Origin of the sequence: Alistipes sp. AM16-43 (genome assembly GCF_003435745.1) — a bacterium.
Classification (GTDB): Bacteria; Bacteroidota; Bacteroidia; order Bacteroidales; family Rikenellaceae; genus Alistipes; species Alistipes onderdonkii.
Window position 1 is genome coordinate 748,701 of the sequence record NZ_QTUQ01000001.1, and the last position, 18,168, is coordinate 766,868.

Here is an 18,168-nt window from a genome sequence, read left to right on the forward strand (position 1 = left end):
CTGCCAGACCGGATTCCGGCCATCGCCACCACCAGGCCGCAGGGCATACGACCGAAACCACGTTTTGAGTCGCATAAAAGTGTCCGCCACGAATTGCGAAGGGCCGCTGCGCCGACATCCGTTCTGCAAGCAATAAAGGATATAATACAACAAGAAAACGCATCTGGTTAATAATAAACCAGATGCGTTTTACATTCGTGGAGGTGGCGGGAGTCGAACCCGCGTCCAAACAGGGAACCCGAAAGCTTTCTACACGCTTAGCCGCCGTTTGATCCTTCTACCCGGGCCTGGCAGGCGGCAACCGAACCCGAGTCCCAGTCCCTGAATTTCGCACACCGGCCGGGACGCTCCGGTGCACTATCCCTGAATTGATGATACCCCATATGGAAAGCGGTTAAAGGGCGGAACCACTCCCCGGGATACTCGTCGCCAAGCCGCCTTGGGCCCGGCGATTAAGCTAATTTTCCTTGAAAATTATGCAGCGAGTGCATAGCTGTTATTGCCATTTGAATCTTGAGCGTCGGGATTTACGAGCCGCCACACAGCGCTCGGCGTGCTTACAATCAAACTCTGCCTGCTGTCAAAACCGGGCACCCCCAGAATTTCGCGGGACAAAGCCTCATGAAAACAGTGCAAAAATAATACTTTTTTTCCAAATACCGCTCCTCGGGCAGGAAATACATCGGGGATTGGCAGATTTTCCGGAAACAGGGCAGGAACGGACGCGGCCACCGCGGTAACCCTGCCCGGCACAGGTTTCCCTGCCGGGCTGCCACAGCGCCGCCGTTGTTTCGCGGCGGGCGATCCCCCGGAAAACGGCGGACACGTTCCTATCGGCGAAGCCCGTAACGCGCGGCGCGGTTATCCCCCCGCCAGCAAAGTCCCCAATACGCGGCGGATATGCTCCCCGCTCAGCGGCTTGGCGACATATTCGTTGGCTCCGGCAGCGAGGGCTTTCTGCCGGTCACGGTCGTAGGCGAATGCCGTGACCGCGACGATCGGCACGACGGGATCGAACGCGCGGATCCGCCGCGTAGCCTCGAGCCCGTCCATCACGGGCATCTTGATGTCCATCAGGATGGCCGCAGGTTTCATTTCCCGGCATATCCGCACCGCCTCCTCGCCATTGACGGCCCGTACGATGTCGAACTCCTTGCGGAACATCAGCGACACCAACAGGAAATTGCTGTCGGTATCCTCGGCCACGAGCAGCAACGGGAGTTTCCCGTCCTGACGGGAAACGGGATGCGGAGCCTCAGCCACAACGGACGGTTCGTCGTCCGGCCCGGCATTGCATGCCACGGCAGGTATGGTGAACCAGAAACGGGAGCCCCGGCCTTCCTCCGACTCGACGCCGATATGCCCACCCATCTGCTCGACGATGCTCTTCGAGATCGAAAGCCCCAGCCCGGTGCCCTGCGCAAAGCTGTTGAGCTTGACGAAGCGGTCGAAAACAGTGCGCAGATGCTCTTCGGAGATACCCTTCCCCGTATCCTCGACATAGAACAGCAAGTCCCCGGCCTCCCTGCGGTAGCCCAGCGTGATGGAGCCTTGCTCGGTGAATTTCACCGCATTGTTGATAAAATTGGTGATGACCTGCAACAGCCGGTTCTTGTCCCCGACGATGCGGCATTGCGCCTCATGATCGCCGAAAAGCAATTCGACGGGCTTGTCCTGCACCTTGAGGCGCAGCGAACGCACCGCCTCCTCGCACATGCGGTTGACGTCGAGCATGCCGTAATTGAACTCGAACGTTCCGGCCTCGATCTTCGAAAGGTCGAGGATATCGGATATCAATTTGAGCAACAGGTCGTTATTCTCCTCGACAACCTGCATGTACTCGCGGCGCTCCGCGATATCGTCGGTTTCGGCCAGCAGGTTCGAGAACCCCACGATGGCATTGAGCGGCGTACGTATCTCGTGGCTCATATTGGCCAGGAAGGCCGATTTCAGGCGGTCGCTGACCTCGGCCTTGTTCTTGGCTTCGATCAGGCTTTTCTCCGTCTGCTTGAGTTCCGTGACATCGAAATTGACGCATACCATCTCGATCTTCGAGGGGTCGGTATTCAGCGGGTTGCGCACCACGTTGACGCGCGTCCACCCGTTCTTGCCGTCGCGGAGCCCGACCCGCAGGTCGAGCGTGAAGCCGTTCGACTCGTTGGCCTTGACGCGCCCGATCTCCCGGAATACAGCCTCGCGGTCTTCGGGGTTGACATGGTTGTAGACGCCGATCACCTGCGTCATGGGGGTGTCGCTCTCCTCGCCCAGGTTGCGGTACCATTGCGGCACGGCATACCCGTCGCGGGTCACCAGGTCGAAGCGGGCGTACCCCACCTTGCCGAAGCGGCTCACCAGCGAGAACGAACTTTCGAACTCCTCCAGTCTGTGGTGGGCTTCGTTGATCTCGGTGTTGTCGATATTCAGCACCAGGAAGTTGACCAGTTCGCCGTACATGTCGTACAGCATGGTCACCTTGGTATATATCTGCACGCTGCCTTTCTTGCGGGAGGGATAGTAGCCGCCCAGCCGGTCGAAAGGATAATCAAGCCTGAAGGACTGCTCCTGCCCGTTGCGCACGTTGCGGCGGATCTCCTCGGGCACGATCGGGTTCTCGAAAAAATTGATCCCCAGCACATCCTCCTTCGCCGCGATGCCGAAGATGTCGAGGTTTTTGGTGTTGATGTCGACCAGGCAGCCCTCTTTGTCATAAAGCTCCACCCCGACCTGGACGTTGTCGAAAATATTGCGCAGCATTTTTTCGCTGTTGAACAACGCCTCGTGGGCATTGCGCATTTCCGTAGTGTCGGAAAAGAGGCTGATGACCTCGTCCGACCGGGTCGTATAGAGGATGGAATGTATCCAGCGTTTCGAGATCTCGTAAAAGGAGTCGCGCTCGATAAATCCGTCGCTGCGGAGCACCTCCGTAAAAGTTTTCAGATATTGCTCCATATCCAGTCCCAGTTCGGAGATACGCCTGCCGATATAGGTTTCGCGCGCAGTCCCCATGATCTTGTCGGCGGTGTAGTTGGCATCCAGCACCAGCAGGTCGACGGGTTTCCCCTGCTCGTCACGGATGACCCGCAGCTGGGCATACCCCAGGGGCATGTGGTGGTAGAGGCTCTGGAGGTACTTACGTTCGGACTGCGCCTCGCGCTCGGAGCGCTGCAATTCGATACAGAGGCTGATGATATTGATCAGCGACGAAAACCACTGGAAATCCTCGCCCGTCCATCTCCGGGGCCGGTTCACGATGTCGATGCCGGCATATCCCCACACCTTGTCGCGCGAGAGGAGCGGCACGGCGATCAGCGACTTGATGTCCTGCATGGCCAGCACCTCGCGCTCGCGGAAAGCCTCGTCGGGCAATTCGTCGAGCGAAGAGATGATTACGGGCTGGCCGTTGGCGATGCGCTGCGTCCACCAGGGCACCTCGTCCATCGAAATACCGCTTACCAGCTCCTGTTCCCCGGCGACATTCTCGGCCGTGACTTCGTAGGTGCAATTATATAAACGGTGTTCGGGGTCGGATTCGATGATATAGGCCCTTCCGCCATCGAACATGGTCAGCACGTCGGCCAGGATTTCGTCGACGACGGCATCCAGGTCATCGACTTTCAGCAGCGAAAGCAGCGTTTGCGAAATGCTGTTAAGACGGAACAGCAGGTCGTTGATCCGTTGTTTTTCCTCCGACCTGACCACTTCGGACGGCGGGTCGACCACCCGGAAATAACCCGTCAGCAACATCCCCCCGTCTTCGGCAACCTCTTCGCGCAACAGTTTCCAATAGCACCATATCTCCCCCTCGGGGCCTTGCAGCGGGTAGAGGCGTTCGGCGCCGCCCCGCACCCCGATCGAGGCGAGGGCATATTCCCGGTAGGCCGGAGTTATCATCTTCCCGAACTCTTCGTAAGTCACATCGCACGAAGCGACCCCCAGCAGGTCGCGGAGCCCTTCCGAAATATGGAACACGCGGCGGTTACGGTCGGCTTGCCACCAACCTATTTTGGCATCCCGCATAATCTCCCGCAGGATCTCGTTTTCTTTCATTCAAAGATTTTTGCTTACTGTCAGGCCGAGGCGTCACGGCCTATCGTGCAAATTTAAGCACCCTCGGGCGGAAATGCAAATTATACGGTTGTTTTTGCGCAACCCAAAGGGCTTTTTTGTTATATATTTCCGGTCGAGAAGGATCAAAATATCCCTTCAGAAGCAGTTTTGGCGGTTTTTTTCGCCGTGCCGACATCCCCGTACGGATATTTTGACTATCTTTGGAAAATAATTCCAGCGACCAGAACCTATGAGCGAAAAATATGTCGTAAGGCTGAAAAACGCAGCCATCTACCATGCGGACAACCCGTTCGGCAGCACCTCGGCCGAGAAGCTGATGCGCCGGGGAGAGATGGTGCTGTCGGATGTGAACCTGTGTGTGGCTCCGGGCGAATTCGTTTACCTGATCGGACGCGTCGGCAGCGGCAAGAGCACCCTGCTCAAAACCCTCTACGCCGAGGTGCAGCTGCTCTCCGGCGAAGGACGCGTGGCAGGCTACGACCTGCGCAGACTCAGGCGCCGCGACATCCCCTACCTCCGCCGCCGGATCGGCATCGTATTCCAGGACTACCAGCTGCTGACCGACCGCAACGTCTTCATGAACCTCTATTACGTAATGAAAGCCACGGGATGGAAGCGCGAAGACCAGATCCGGGAGCGGATCGACCAGGTGCTCAAGCTCGTAGACCTCGAGGCCAAAAGCTACAAAATGCCGTTCGAACTCTCGGGGGGCGAGCAGCAGCGGCTGGTCATCGCACGCGCCCTGCTGAACGACCCGCAGGTGCTGCTGGCCGACGAGCCCACCGGCAACCTCGACCCCGTGACGGCCGAAGGCATCATGCGGCTCTTCCAGGAGATTGCCGGCCGCGGCTGTGCCGTGGTCATGTCCACGCACAACACCGCACTGATCGAGAACTACCCCGCCCGCGCCATACTCTTCGCGCAGGGTAAAATCCGCGAGGTAGACCTCAAAGCCGAACTCGGATAACAGACCGTAAACCCCACGCTGCCGCATCCCGCCCGGGGTATGTTGCGGCACACCCTGCGGGGATGCCTCCGAAACGTCCTGCAACCGCAAAAAATCGTCTGGCGGAAGCCAGGCGGCTATTGTTTATTCGGGATATATTTCGTATATTTGTACGATATTTTAAAGACGACAGATGAGTACCGAATTAGAAAACGTAAAAAAGCAAGAAGAAGAATATTCCGCTTCGAATATCCAGGTTCTCGAAGGGCTTGAGGCGGTGCGCAAGCGCCCCGCCATGTATATCGGCGACATAGGCGAGAAGGGCCTGCACCATCTGGTCTACGAGGTGGTCGACAACTCGATCGACGAGGCGCTGGCGGGCTATTGCACCGACATCGACGTGACGATCAACGAGGACAACTCCATCACCGTACGCGACAACGGCCGCGGCATCCCGACCGACTACCACGAAAAGGAGGGTAAATCGGCACTCGAAGTCGTGCTTACGGTTCTCCATGCGGGCGGTAAGTTCGACAAGGGCAGCTACAAGGTCTCGGGCGGCCTGCACGGCGTGGGCGTATCGTGCGTGAACGCACTTTCGACGCTGCTGATCGCCGAGATCCGCAGCCGCGACGGGAAAATATACCGCCAGACGTACAGCAAGGGCGCTCCCACCTCGCAGGTCGAGGTCATCGGCGAATGCTCCGACCGCGGCACCACCATCACGTTCAAACCCGACGAGAGCATCTTCACGCTCACGACGGAATACAAATACGACATCCTGGCCAACCGCCTGCGCGAACTGGCGTTCCTGAACAAGGGCATCCGCCTGAACCTCTACGATAAGCGCAGGGACGACGAAGGCAATACCCGCGAAGACCACTTCTATTCGGAAGAGGGCCTCAAGGAGTTCGTCCAGTACCTCGACGCCACGCGCGGCACGCCGATCATCGACCAGATCATCTACCTCGATACCGAAAAGAACGGCGTCCCGGTCGAGGTGGCCATGCAGTACAACGACTCGTTCTCGGAGAACGTGCACTCCTATGTAAATAACATCAACACCATCGAGGGCGGTACGCACCTGACGGGCTTCCGCCGCGCGCTGACCCGTACGCTCAAGAAATACGCCGAGGATTCGGGTATGCTCGCCAAACTGAAGTTCGACATCAACGGCGACGACTTCCGCGAGGGGCTCACAGCCGTGGTTTCGGTGAAGGTGCAGGAGCCGCAGTTCGAAGGCCAGACCAAGACCAAACTGGGCAACGACGAGGTCTCGGCCGCCGTAGACCAGGCGATGTCCGCCGCCCTGGGCCACTACCTGGAGGAAAACCCCAAGGATGCCAAGGCCATCGTGCAGAAAGTCATCCTGGCTGCGACGGCGCGCCACGCGGCACGCCACGCCCGTGAAATGGTGCAGCGCAAGACCGTACTTTCGGGAGCCGGGCTCCCCGGCAAACTCGCCGACTGTTCGAGCCGCGACCGTTCGATCGCCGAAATCTTCTTCGTCGAGGGTGACTCGGCAGGCGGCACGGCCAAATCGGGCCGCGACCGTAATTTCCAGGCCATCATGCCGCTGCGCGGTAAGATCCTGAACATCGAAAAGGCGCAGGAGCACCGCATGTGGGAGAACGAGGAGATCAAGAACATGTTCACGGCGCTGGGTGTGACGATCGGCACCGAGGAGGACAGCAAGGCGCTCAACCTGGAGAAACTCCGCTACGACAAGATCATCATCATGACCGATGCCGACGTCGACGGCAGCCACATCGCGACGCTGATGCTGACGTTCTTCTTCCGCAAGATGAAGGAGCTGATCGAGAACGGCCACGTCTACATCGCCACCCCGCCCCTCTACCTCGTGAAGAAAGGCAAGCAGGAGCGCTATTGCTGGACGGAGAAGGAACGCGACACCATCACCGCCGAATTCGGCAAGGGGGCGCACGTGCAGCGTTACAAAGGTCTCGGCGAGATGAACGCCCACCAGCTGTGGGAAACGACGATGAACCCCGACACGCGCATCCTGCGCCAGGTGAACATCGAAAACGCTGCCGAGGCAGACCGCATCTTCTCGATGCTGATGGGTGACGAAGTGCCGCCCCGACGCGAATTCATCGAGAAAAACGCGCATTACGCAAATATCGACGCATAATGAAAAGGAAAAGGATTGCCCTTGCGAAAGGTGCGATCCTTTTCTTTATATAACCGATATTACAGACTGACACTATGAAAGTTACCGTAATCGGAGTCGCCGGAGGAACCGGCTCGGGAAAGTCCACGCTCGTCAAACGCCTGCAAGAGGCCTTCGTAGGCGACGACGTCGTGACGCTCTGCCACGACTACTATTACAAGGCGCACCCCGAGCTGACCTACGAGGAACGCACGAAACTCAATTACGACCATCCGCAGGCGTTCGACACGCAGATGCTGGTCGACCACATCAAGGCGCTGAAGGACAACGTCCCCATCGAGCACCCGGTCTACTCGTTCGTCGACCACGACCGTACGGCGGAAACCGTGTGCGTGAAGCCTTCGAAGGTAATCATCGTCGACGGCATCCTGATCTTCGAAAACAAGGAGCTGCGCGACATGATGGACATCAAGGTCTATGTGGACACGGACGCCGACATACGCCTGGCGCGCCGTATCCTGCGTGACGTCTGCGAGCGCGGGCGTACGATGCAGTCGGTCATCACGCAATACACCTCGACCGTGAAGCCCATGCACGACGAGTTCGTCGAACCCTCGAAGCGCTACGCCGATGTCATCATCCCCGAGGGCGGTTTCAACTCGGTGGCCGTGGCGATGCTGATCCAGAACATCAGTTCGCTGATCGCGCGTAACGAGTAGCCGGACAACCGGGTGACCGAAAGGCCCGAGAACGGCATTATGGGAAAGGAGATAACAGGACGGGACTCCGAGGAATTTACGGATATCCTGCAACGAAAACCCCGGCGCAAAGAGATTGCGCCGGGGTTTTATTTCGGAATCGGAATCCAAGCCGCAGCCGCTTTGCACCCTAAGGCTACGATCAGCTGCGACTTGCCGGCTGCGGCAGCCAACCGTCACTGCACATGGGTACCCGGGGCCAAACAAAACAGAAAGCACCCGCCTGCCGCGGAACCGAATGCAGGAAGGAAGGAACACGCCGGGGCGGAAAAGGCTACTCGCCCCGCCGGGAGATGTCGAAGCTGAAATTTTGCCCGTCCTTTGTTCCCATGGCGCTCTCCTGCCAGCGGTTGTTCGCCGCATCCCACTCCGAAAAAATAGCTATATGGTCGTACTCGAACGGCAGGATCACCTTCCCGTTATTGGCGACGATCCCGAAGCGTTTACGCCCCGCGGCATCGGAGATGGAGGCCGCCGCGTGCCCGTATTTTCCTCCGTCCTGCAAATCGCCCACACGGAACGGCAGCACGGTTTCCCCGTTGGGGCCGATCAGCGTATAGGTATATTCACCGTCCTGCTCCATGCCGACCCATGTGTTGGCAAAGCGGAAGCCCGAAGCCATGTCGAACTGACAGGGGATTACCTCCTTCCCGCTGCGGTCGATATAGCCGTAGGCCAATTTCCCGCCCGTAACGACCTTGCTCACTACGGCCCGGTCGCCCAGGAACTCCTCGGCACTGTAAAAGTTGCACGGCACGACCTGTCGCCCCGACTTGTCGATGAACCCCCATTTGACATAGTATTTTCCCTGAATGCCGACCGGGGCCAGCCCGTCCTGCGCGAAATCCCGGGCGTCGTCGAACTGCACAGGAATAACGATTCCGCCATCCGGGGCGATATACCCGAACTTCCCGCGGAATTCGTACGCATCCCGGAGCGTAATCCCCGCTACGTTTTCCTTCTCGACATAGGCACCGACACCCACGCGGGCGAGCCCGTTGGAAAAATCGCTGCAATAGTCGTAACCGAGGCTGCGGACATTGCCCAGCGTATCGGCGAGCGAGAATTCCCGTTCGGCGGCCGTGCCGGTGCGGGCCACACAGACCCCGTTACGGACACCGCCCAAGCGCTCCCACTCCAGCGGCACGACCACACGCCCCGAGCGGTCAATCAGGCCGTAGAGCATCCTGCCATCCCCGGCTTTCCGCCCGACCACGGCATGGCCGTTGCCGAAATCCGCGGCATCGTCGTAGGCCGGCGGCACCACCACCTGCCCGAGGGTATCGGCATACCCGTATTTTCCGTTGGATTTCATACGCGAATCGGGAATACGGTACCCGCCCTTATTAACCCTTATGAGTCCGTCGGCCGCAGGCCACACCACATCGTATTTCGCATCGAGCCGCCGCGCCACCTCCGGGCTTTGCGCCACGGCATGCCCGGTAAAAACCACCCCGCCCAGCAAAGTCGCTGCGGACATGATGCGATGCTTGATCATATGCCTGTTATCTTTTTGATTTCGTTGAGTTTGTTGAGTGCCTCGATGGGTGTCAGCGAATCGATGTCCAACCCCTTGATCTGGTCGCGGATCTGTACCAGCACCGGATCGTCCAGCTGGAACATCGACAGTTGCATGTTCTGCGGGGCGCCGGCTTCGGCAGCCTCCCTGACCGACGGCGAAGGTTTCTTGCCGCGGCTTTTGAGGCTGCGGCTCGGTACGATCTCGTTGTTGCCGTAGACCAATTCGAGGTTGCGCAGGATCTCGTCGGCACGCGACACCACCGACATCGGCATGCCGGCCATGCGCGCCACGTGGATACCGAACGAGTGTTCCGTGCCGCCGCGTTCGAGCTTGCGCAGGAAGACGATCTGGTTGCCCATCTCCTTGACGCTCACGTGGTAGTTTTTCACGCGGGGGCACATCTGCTCCATTTCGTTCAGCTCGTGGTAGTGTGTGGCGAAGAGCGTTTTGGCGTGCGCCGTCGGGTGGTTGTGCAGGTACTCGACCATCGCCCAGGCGATGGAAATACCGTCGTAGGTGCTCGTGCCGCGGCCGATTTCGTCCAGCAGGACGATGCTGCGGTCGGAGATGTTATTGAGGATGCTGGCCGATTCGAGCATCTCGACCATGAAGGTCGATTCGCCCTGCGAGATGTTGTCCGACGCCCCGACGCGCGTGAATATCTTGTCCACCACACCGATATGCGCCGATTTGGCGGGGACGAAGGATCCCATCTGCGCCATCAGGATGATGAGCGCCGTCTGCCGCAGCAGGGCCGACTTACCCGACATGTTGGGGCCGGTGATCATCATGATCTGCTGTTCCTTGTCGTCGAGCAACACGTCGTTGGGAATATACTCCTCCCCTACGGGCATAAGCGTCTCGATGACGGGATGGCGTCCCTGGCGGATGTCGATGCGCTTGCCGTCGTCGAGCACGGGACGGACATAGCGGCGTTCGCAGGCGATGCGGGCGAAGGATTGCAGGCAGTCGACACGCGCCACGACAGCGGCGTCGCGCAGCAGCACGGCGAGCGAACGGCTTATGTGGGCGATGATGTCGGCATAGATGCGCTGTTCGATCACCAGCATCTTCTCCTCGGCCCCGAGGATCTTCTCTTCGTATTCCTTCAGCTCCTCGGTGATGTAGCGTTCGGCATTGGCAAGGGTTTGCTTGCGGATCCAGCTCTGGGGCACCTTGTCCTTATGGGCGTTGCGCACTTCGATATAGTAGCCGAAGACGTTGTTGTAGCTGATCTTGAGCGACGGGATGCCCGTCGTCTCGCTCTCGCGCTGCTGGATGCGTGCCAGGTAATCCTTGCCGTGGAGCGCAATGCGGCGCAGGTCGTCCAGCTCGGGATCCACGCCGTCGGCGATGACGCCGCCCTTCTGAATCTGGTTGTTGAGCGGATCGGGGTATATCTCCCGCGCGATGCGGTCGCGCACGCCGGTCATCAGGTCGATCTGCGCCGCCAGCGCATGCAATCGGTCGTCGTCCGTGGATTCGAGCGCCGCCTTGAGCAATTCGACCGCAAAGAGCGAATTCTTGAGCTGCACCAGTTCCCGGGGCGTCACCCGCGCCGCGGCGATACGCGACGCGATACGCTCCATGTCGCCCACCAGCGCCACCTGCTCGCGCACGGTGTCGGCCAGGTCGGCATCCTCGACGAAATGTCCGACTACGTCCAGCCGTTCGTTGATCTGCACGGTATCCTTGACGGGCATGGCGATCCAACGTTTGAGCAGGCGGCCGCCCATGGGGGTGAGCGTGCGGTCGATGACATCGGCGAAGCTGCACTTCTCGCGCCCCCCGTTCGACGAGAACAGCTCGAGGTTGCGGATCGTGAATTTGTCGACCCACACGTAGTCGTCCTGGTCGATACGCGAAATCGAACGGATATGGGCGATGTCGCGGTGCTCGGTGAATTCGAGGTAGTAGAGGATGGCGCCGGCGGCAGATATGCCGCTGGTGAAATGGTCGACGCCGAAGCCCTTGAGCGACGTGGTCGTGAACTGCTTGCAGAGTTTTCCACGGTTGACCTCCTCCGAGAAGACCCATTCGTCGAGCCGGTAGGTGTAATGTTTCGACCCGAAAGCGGCAGAGAAGCGGTCTTCGTAACCGCGCTGGTAGATGATCTCCTTGGGTGCGAGGTTCGAAATGAGCTTGTCGACGTAGTTGTCGGAGCCTTCGGCCACGTAGAACTCGCCCGTCGAAATGTCGAGGAACGCCACACCGGTCGTCTGCCGGCCGAAGTAGACCGAAGCGAGGAAGGCGTTTTCCTTGTTGGCCAGGATATTGTCACCCAGCACGATGCCCGGGGTGACCAGCTCGATCACGCCGCGCTTGACCAGCCCCCTGACGAGCTTCGGGTCTTCGAGTTGTTCGCAAATGGCTACGCGCTCGCCCGCCCGTACCAGCTTGGGCAGGTAGGTGTCGATGGCATGGTAGGGAAACCCGGCCAGTTCGACGTAGGTTGCCGATCCGTTGGCCCGCCGCGTGAGCGTAATGCCGAGGATGCCGCTGGCCTTGATCGCGTCCTCGCCGAATGTCTCGTAAAAGTCCCCTACCCGGAAGAGCAGGATGGCATCGGGATGCACCGCCTTGATCGAATAATATTGCTTCATCAGCGGTGTCTCGACATATTTTTTGTCTATTTTTTTCTCTGCGTTCACAATAAAAAATTGTATGTAATTTCCATACAAAGATAACAGAATTTGGTTCTCAAACCAAGCCGGGAATGGAAATTATTTTTGTTTTTTTTGCTACGCAAGGATACTCTATTTTACAGAATTTCATTCATTTCGAATACTTTTCGGTAAAATTCGGCCTTCCACTCCACAGGCCGCGGATAGGCCCGCGACGAGGAGGGCATACGCCACAGCCGCATGTTCCGCCCGGCATATTCGAACCCGATGCTCTGGCCTACGGCCGGTTCGTCGCACCCCGTGATCGCACGCAGCGTATCGGTGGCTTTCTGGCCGGTAGTGACGAGGGTGCGGCAGGCCGGGATACGCGCCAGCAGGGAGGCGAGATCCACCTCGCGCACGACTTGAAGAAAATTATCCGACGCATTGTCTTTCAGCCGGATGACTTCGACCGCCGTGTCGTAGAGTGCGATCCCGCGGCAGCGGCAGAAGGCCTCGATGCGCTCCTTGTCGAATTTCCGGCCGCCGGGCATCAGGAAATGCGACTTGTCGCCCGTAGCCAGGTAGCCCACGATCCGCCACATGTCGTTTTGCAGGTTCGGGTAGAAGAAATCCATCGACCAGCGGATGCGCTTGGGCGGGAAGCTGCCCAGCATCAGCACCCGGGCGTTGGCCGGCAGGAAAGGTTCGAGGGGATGCAGTTCGCTATTCATAGAACTTCTTGTCGAAATTTACGAGGTACAGTTTATCGGTGGCGCGCGTCAGCGCCGTGTAAAGCCAGCGGAGCATGTCGCGCGTCATGGGCTCGTCGCCGAACAGACAGCGGTCGACGAAAACGGCCTTCCACTGCCCGCCCTGGGCCTTATGGCACGTCACGGCATAGGAGAATTTCACCTGGAGCGCGTTGAAATGCGGGTTCTCGCGGATCTCCTTGAAGCGCTTGATTTTACTTTTGACGTCGAGGTAGTCCTTCTCGACCTCGTAGAAAAGGCGCGAGGACTCCTCGCGGGTCAGCGCCGGGGATTCCGAGGCGATCGTGTCGAGCAGGATCCTGCATTCGATCTCCGTATCCTCGTAGTCGGGGAATTCGAGCACGACGTCGGCGAAACGGAAACCGTAGAAATCCTCGTAGCGCCGCAGCCGTTTGAGCCGCGCGATGTCGCCGTTGGCGATAAAGTGCATCGGGCAGTTTTCGGTGTGCCCGGTATAATAATAGTTGTTCTTCACGACCATCAGCATGTCGTTGCTCTCGATCTCCTCCTCGGCATAGAGCACGTTGCGGCGGATGCCCTCGTTGTAACGGTTGGCACGCTTGTTCGAACGGGTGATGACGATGGTTTCGTCGCGGCCGTACCTGGCGTAACAATCCTGCAGCTTTTCGAGGAACTCCCCGCCTTCGACCGCCTCGATGTCGGGGAAGCCCATTTCGAAATGCGGGATTTCGTGGATGCCGTTCTCGAGCATGCACCGCACGAGCGTGGCATTGAAAAGAATCCCCGACTCGGCCTCCTGGCGCACCACGTCATCCATCGTGGCGTACTCGACATCGCCGAAACGGGCGAGCGACGCGGCGTCGAGCGCCGGGCTGCGATCCGCCCCGACGGGCGGCAGCTGGGCGCTGTCGCCGACGAGCACCAGGCGGCAGTCACGGCCGCTGCGGACGTATTGCACGAGGTCTTCGAGCAGCGACCCGGAGCCGAAAAGCGCCCCGCCGCCCGGGCTGTCGGAGAGCATCGAGGCCTCGTCGACGATGAATACCGCCCCCTTCTCGGCGTTGAAGTTGAGCGAATATTTCGATTCGTAATCGGCATTGGTGCGCTGACGGTATATCCGCTTGTGGATGGTAAAGGCCTTTTCCTGAGCGTATTGGGCGAGGACTTTGGCCGCACGGCCCGTCGGGGCGAGCAGGATGGGTTTGATATTCAAATCCTTAAGCGCCCCCACGAGTGCCGCTATCAGCGTCGTTTTGCCCGTGCCGGCATACCCGTTCAGCACGAAAATCCGCGAAAAATCGTCACCTGCAAGGTATTCGGACAATTTTTCTATGATTTTTTTTTGCCCAAGAGTTGTTTCAAAACAAATTTTAGCGTAAATTTGGGTCGCAATACGTGTGCTGAACATGCGTGTGTTATATTTTGTACAAAATTACAAACAAATATTAGATTAGCTTAAAAAATGAAAAAAATCGCTCAAATCATTCTTGCTGTAGCTATCGTGGCGCTGGTCTACGTTATCTACGACCAGATCTCGACCCCGATCAAGTTCGATGACGAGTTGAAGGCCAAGAAAGCCCAGGTCATCGACCGCATCAAGGACATCCGTACGGCACAGCGCGCATTCAAGTCGAAGTACCAGCGTTTCACGGGCAGTTTCGACACGCTGGCGAATTTCATCCTGCAGGATACGCTCGAACTCGAGCGCAAGATCGTCGACGAGGATGACTCCGTAGCCATGGCACAGCTGAAGAAGATGGGCAAAAAGAACGTCGAGAAGTTCAAGATCGCCGTGATCGATACGATCTTCTCGCCCAAGCGCCTTTCGAAACAGGACGTTGAGCAGCTGCGTTACATCCCCGGCACCGATGACAAGGCCCAGTACATCATGGAGGCAGGCATCATCACCACCGAGTCGAAGGTCGTGATCCCGATCGTGGAGTGCCGCGCACCCTACAAGATGTTCCTCGACACGGTGGCTTACCGCCAGGAGATCATCAACCTGATCGACGACGAGGAGAACAACTTCAACCGCTACCCCGGCGTCAAGTTCGGTTCAATGGAAGCTGGTAACAATGAAGCAGGTAACTGGGAGTAACACTCCGCAAGCTACAAATAAGGTGTCCATTCAGCTTACGTTGGATGGACACTCTTTTTCGGCGCACGGCCTCGACGGGGAATTTCCGGGGGAGGAACCCGTGGTGGCGGAGCTGCTGACGGCACGGACGATGCTCGTCCCGGAGGAGGTGCTCGGCACCGGGGACGCCGGGACGCTGCTCGCGGCAAACGGCATGGCTCCCGCCGCGGAAGAGCGCGCCGTATGCAGCCTCCCCGTGCAGGGAATCGTCGCCGTAATGGCTGCGCACCGGGAGGCGTTGCGGCAGGCGGAGGAGAAGCTGGGAGACCGCATCCTCTACACCACCCCGCTGCTCCGGGAGGTGCAGGCCGGAACACCGACCGTATGGGCATACCGCACGGCGGGACTCCTATATATTAAGGTGTACGACGGCATCCTCCGCTTCGCGGGGGTGATCCCCGCACCGGACACGGCGGACGTATGCTACTTCACGGAACGGCTCGAAAAGGAGTTCGCGCTCAAAAGCTGCGAACTCAGGATTTCCGGCGACGACGCCAAGGCGTGCGGCAAGCTGCTGAAAGGTTATTTCAAACGGATCGTATGCGAATAGTCAGCGGAAAATACAAGGGGCGGGCCATCAACCCGCCGCGCAACCTGCGGGCACGCCCGACGACCGATTTCGCCAAGGAAAACCTGTTCAACGTACTGGGCAACCTGGTGGATTTCGAGCAGTGCGACGTGCTCGACCTCTTTGCCGGGACGGGGTCGATAAGCTACGAGTTCGCCTCGCGCGGAGCACGGAGCGTCACATCGGTGGAGATCAACCCGGTGCATTACAACTTTATCCGGCAGACGGCGGCACAGCTCGGCATCGGCAACCTCTATCCCGTGAAGGCCAATGCGTTCCTCTACCTGAAGAGCTGCACCAAGCAGTTCGACGTGATTTTTTCGGACGCCCCCTACGACCTGGAGGGCAGCGAACAGGTGGTGAAACTGGTGCTGGAGGGCAACCTGCTGCGCCCGGAGGGGATTTTCATCTTCGAACATTCGAAAAAAATGGATTTCTCGGCCTGCGAGGAGTTCTGGCAATTAAGGAGTTACGGAAGCGTACAATTTTCTTTCTTCAAAAAGCCGTAAAAGCGCTTGCCGTTTTGAAAAATTACACTATCTTTGCACTCGCAATAGACCAAACGGTGCGTTAGTTCAGCTGGTTAGAATACGTGCCTGTCACGCACGGGGTCAGGGGTTCGAGTCCCCTACGCACCGCCAGCAAACCGGAGAGGAAATCTCTGGAGATAAAAAACAGGAAACGAGGCAGTTTACGACTGCCTCGTTTTTCGTTTCCCCGCATCGCATGGCGGTGCGGACGGGGAAAGGCAAGGCAGATAAGGGTATGTCGACGAGCATAAGGGAGGGGGTACGCCTGCCGGAACAAGGGGGAGGGCTCACGCCGGAAAGAAAGTCCCCAAGGACACCTACCCTACGGTTCCGGGAAAGGGAAACAATAGGATGCTCCGGAGAATCCGCCCGGCGACCCCGGAAAGGAAAAACATCCGCCGGCTCCGGAGCATCCATCCACATCCCCGGCGGGAGGCGGGGAAGCACCGGACAGGCCGGGAGGGGGCAGGGAACAGCACACCTGCCGGGAGGCACGCATCCGGCGGCGGCACAGCCGGACACGGCAGGCAAACGGCAAAAAAAATATCACGGAATTATTTGCAGGTTTTAGAAAATATAGTATCTTTGCACTCGCAATACCAAAATGGTGCGTTAGTTCAGCTGGTTAGAATACGTGCCTGTCACGCAAGGGGTCAGGGGTTCGAGACCCCTACGCACAGCCAGCAAACCGGAGAGGAAATCTTTGGAGATAAAAAACAGGAAACGAGGCAGTTTACGACTGCCTCGTTTTTCGTTTCCCCGCATCGCATGGCGGTACGGATGGGGAAAGGAGAAGCAGATAAGGGTACATCGGCGAGCATAAGGGTACGCTGCCGGAACGTGAGGGTCAGCCGGCAGCCTGCCTGCCGTGCAAAACCGGAACCTGGAATGAAACTTTCGGGGAGGCTCCGACGTATTTATAAACAAGCAAATACAATTCCGCATGAAATACGATTTCGATGAAATAGTCCCGCGCCGCGGGACGAACGCGATCAAATGGGATATGGATACCGATCCCGAGGTGCTGCCCATGTGGGTGGCCGACATGGACTTCCGTACGGCACCCGCTGTCGCAGCCGCCTTGAAGCGGCGGGTGCAACACGACATTTTCGGGTATGCGACGGCTCCGAAAGCCTACTACGACGCGATTACGGGGTGGTTCCGCCGCCGCCACGGCTGGCAGATCCGGCCGGAATGGGTGCTCCATACGACAGGCGTCATCCCCGCCCTGTCGGCCGTCATCAAGGCCCTGACGCAACCGGGCGACAAAGTCCTGATCCAGACGCCGGTCTACAACCATTTCTTCACCTCGATCCACAACAGCGGATGCCAGGCGGCCGAAAGCCCGCTGGTATACCGCGACAACACCTACACGATCGACTTCGACGACCTGGAGCGTAAAGCCGCCGACCCGGCCGTGAAGCTGATGCTGCTGTGCAACCCGCACAACCCTGCCGGACGGGTCTGGACGCCCGCGGAGCTGCACCGCATCGGGGAGCTGTGCCTGCGCCACGACGTCGTGGTCGTAGCCGACGAGATACACTGCGAGCTGGTGATGCCGGGATTCCGCTATACGCCGTTCGCCTCGCTCTGCGAGGAGTTCGAACGCCGTTCGGTGACCTGCACCTCGCCGAGCAAGGCATTCAACCTCGCGGGGTTGCAGGTCGCCAACATCTTTGCGGCGGATGCGGCCCTGAGGGCAAGGATCGGGCACTCGCTCCAGATCAACGAAACCGGGGAGATCGGCCCCTTCGCCATCGAAGCGCTGATCGCAGCCTACGACGAAGGCGCCGAATGGCTCGATGCGCTCAACGAATACCTGCACGACAACTACCGCTTCCTGCGGGAGTATTTCGACCGCAACCTGCCGCAGTACCCGGTGCTGCCGCTGGAGGGGACTTACCTGGTGTGGGTCGGCTGCCGGGCATCGGGACTTACGTCCGACGAGCTGGAGACGAAGCTGCTCGAAGAGGCGAAACTGCGCATAAACCCCGGGGCGATATACGGCGAGGCCGGCCGGGATTTCATCCGCCTGAACATCGCCTGCCCGCGGAAATTGCTGGCCGAGGGGCTCGACAGGTTGCGAAAGGTGCTGAAACGATAGTTTGAGAACTCCATTCCGGCATCGTGCATTCAAAAAAATACGCAACGGTGTCAAAACTTGTCATTAC

General features: G+C 58.7%; 12 protein-coding genes, 2 tRNA genes and 1 other RNA gene. 9 read left to right on the forward strand and 6 right to left on the reverse strand.

Annotated elements, in window-relative coordinates; all coding sequences use genetic code 11:
* Window positions 1-195: 195 nt before the first annotated feature.
* Together ssrA and DW189_RS03065 are read right to left on the reverse strand one after the other, a co-directional pair.
* Window positions 196-598, reverse strand: a transfer-messenger RNA (tmRNA) gene (gene ssrA / locus DW189_RS03060).
* 263 nt (window positions 599-861) lie between these two features.
* The gene (locus DW189_RS03065) at window positions 862-4,047 is read right to left on the reverse strand and encodes an ATP-binding protein (protein ID WP_117506823.1); all 3,186 of its coding nucleotides are present in this window, start codon (window positions 4,045-4,047) and stop codon (window positions 862-864) included.
* Window positions 4,048-4,297: 250 nt separating this feature from the next.
* Between DW189_RS03065 and DW189_RS03070 the strand changes: the two genes are divergently transcribed.
* The 3 genes from DW189_RS03070 (at window position 4,298) to udk (ending at window position 7,864) form a co-directional block, all read left to right on the forward strand.
* Window positions 4,298-5,035, forward strand: a complete 738-nt coding sequence (locus DW189_RS03070) for a cell division ATP-binding protein FtsE (RefSeq protein WP_055201824.1) — start codon at window positions 4,298-4,300, stop codon at window positions 5,033-5,035.
* Window positions 5,036-5,207: 172 nt separating this feature from the next.
* Window positions 5,208-7,166 carry a DNA topoisomerase (ATP-hydrolyzing) subunit B gene (gene gyrB / locus DW189_RS03075; protein WP_055201822.1) on the forward strand — a complete coding sequence of 653 codons (1,959 nt, stop codon included), beginning with the start codon at window positions 5,208-5,210 and terminating at the stop codon, window positions 7,164-7,166.
* Between the two features lie 74 nt (window positions 7,167-7,240).
* Window positions 7,241-7,864: a uridine kinase gene (gene udk, locus DW189_RS03080; protein WP_022333162.1), complete on the forward strand. Its 624-nt coding sequence runs from the start codon at window positions 7,241-7,243 to the stop codon at window positions 7,862-7,864.
* 313 nt (window positions 7,865-8,177) lie between these two features.
* Here the strand turns inward: udk and DW189_RS03085 are convergent, their stop codons facing one another.
* From DW189_RS03085 to DW189_RS03100, 4 genes are all read right to left on the reverse strand, one after another.
* Entirely contained in the window at window positions 8,178-9,401 is a 1,224-nt protein-coding gene (locus DW189_RS03085) for a WG repeat-containing protein (RefSeq protein ID WP_117506824.1), read from the reverse strand.
* Window positions 9,398-12,028, reverse strand: coding sequence for a DNA mismatch repair protein MutS (gene mutS / locus DW189_RS03090; protein ID WP_174760573.1), 2,631 nt, complete (start codon window positions 12,026-12,028; stop codon window positions 9,398-9,400). The genes DW189_RS03085 and mutS overlap by 4 nt, the downstream gene beginning before the upstream one ends.
* Window positions 12,029-12,186: 158 nt before the next feature.
* Window positions 12,187-12,762 carry a uracil-DNA glycosylase family protein gene (locus DW189_RS03095; protein ID WP_055201817.1) on the reverse strand — a complete coding sequence of 192 codons (576 nt, stop codon included), beginning with the start codon at window positions 12,760-12,762 and terminating at the stop codon, window positions 12,187-12,189.
* Window positions 12,755-14,170: an ATP-dependent RecD-like DNA helicase gene (locus DW189_RS03100; RefSeq protein WP_117506826.1), complete on the reverse strand. Its 1,416-nt coding sequence runs from the start codon at window positions 14,168-14,170 to the stop codon at window positions 12,755-12,757. Before DW189_RS03100 ends, DW189_RS03095 begins: the two co-directional genes overlap by 8 nt.
* A gap of 54 nt (window positions 14,171-14,224) precedes the next feature.
* On the opposite strand from DW189_RS03100, the gene DW189_RS03105 reads away from it, so the two are divergent.
* From DW189_RS03105 to DW189_RS03130, 6 genes are all read left to right on the forward strand, one after another.
* Window positions 14,225-14,860, forward strand: a complete 636-nt coding sequence (locus DW189_RS03105) for a hypothetical protein (protein WP_055210209.1) — start codon at window positions 14,225-14,227, stop codon at window positions 14,858-14,860.
* Between the two features lie 22 nt (window positions 14,861-14,882).
* A complete protein-coding gene (locus tag DW189_RS03110; RefSeq protein WP_232045560.1) occupies window positions 14,883-15,449 on the forward strand; it encodes a hypothetical protein in 567 nt (188 codons plus the stop codon).
* Window positions 15,440-15,976 (forward strand): RsmD family RNA methyltransferase, encoded by a 537-nt coding sequence (locus DW189_RS03115; RefSeq protein ID WP_018696062.1) that lies wholly within the window; start codon window positions 15,440-15,442, stop codon window positions 15,974-15,976. Before DW189_RS03110 ends, DW189_RS03115 begins: the two co-directional genes overlap by 10 nt.
* A 55-nt stretch (window positions 15,977-16,031) precedes the next feature.
* Window positions 16,032-16,108, forward strand: a tRNA-Asp gene (locus DW189_RS03120).
* A 494-nt stretch (window positions 16,109-16,602) separates the two neighbouring features.
* Window positions 16,603-16,680 (forward strand) — tRNA-Asp (locus tag DW189_RS03125).
* A 260-nt stretch (window positions 16,681-16,940) separates the two neighbouring features.
* Window positions 16,941-18,101: a MalY/PatB family protein gene (locus DW189_RS03130; RefSeq protein ID WP_117506828.1), complete on the forward strand. Its 1,161-nt coding sequence runs from the start codon at window positions 16,941-16,943 to the stop codon at window positions 18,099-18,101.
* The last annotated feature ends 67 nt before the right edge of the window (window positions 18,102-18,168 follow it).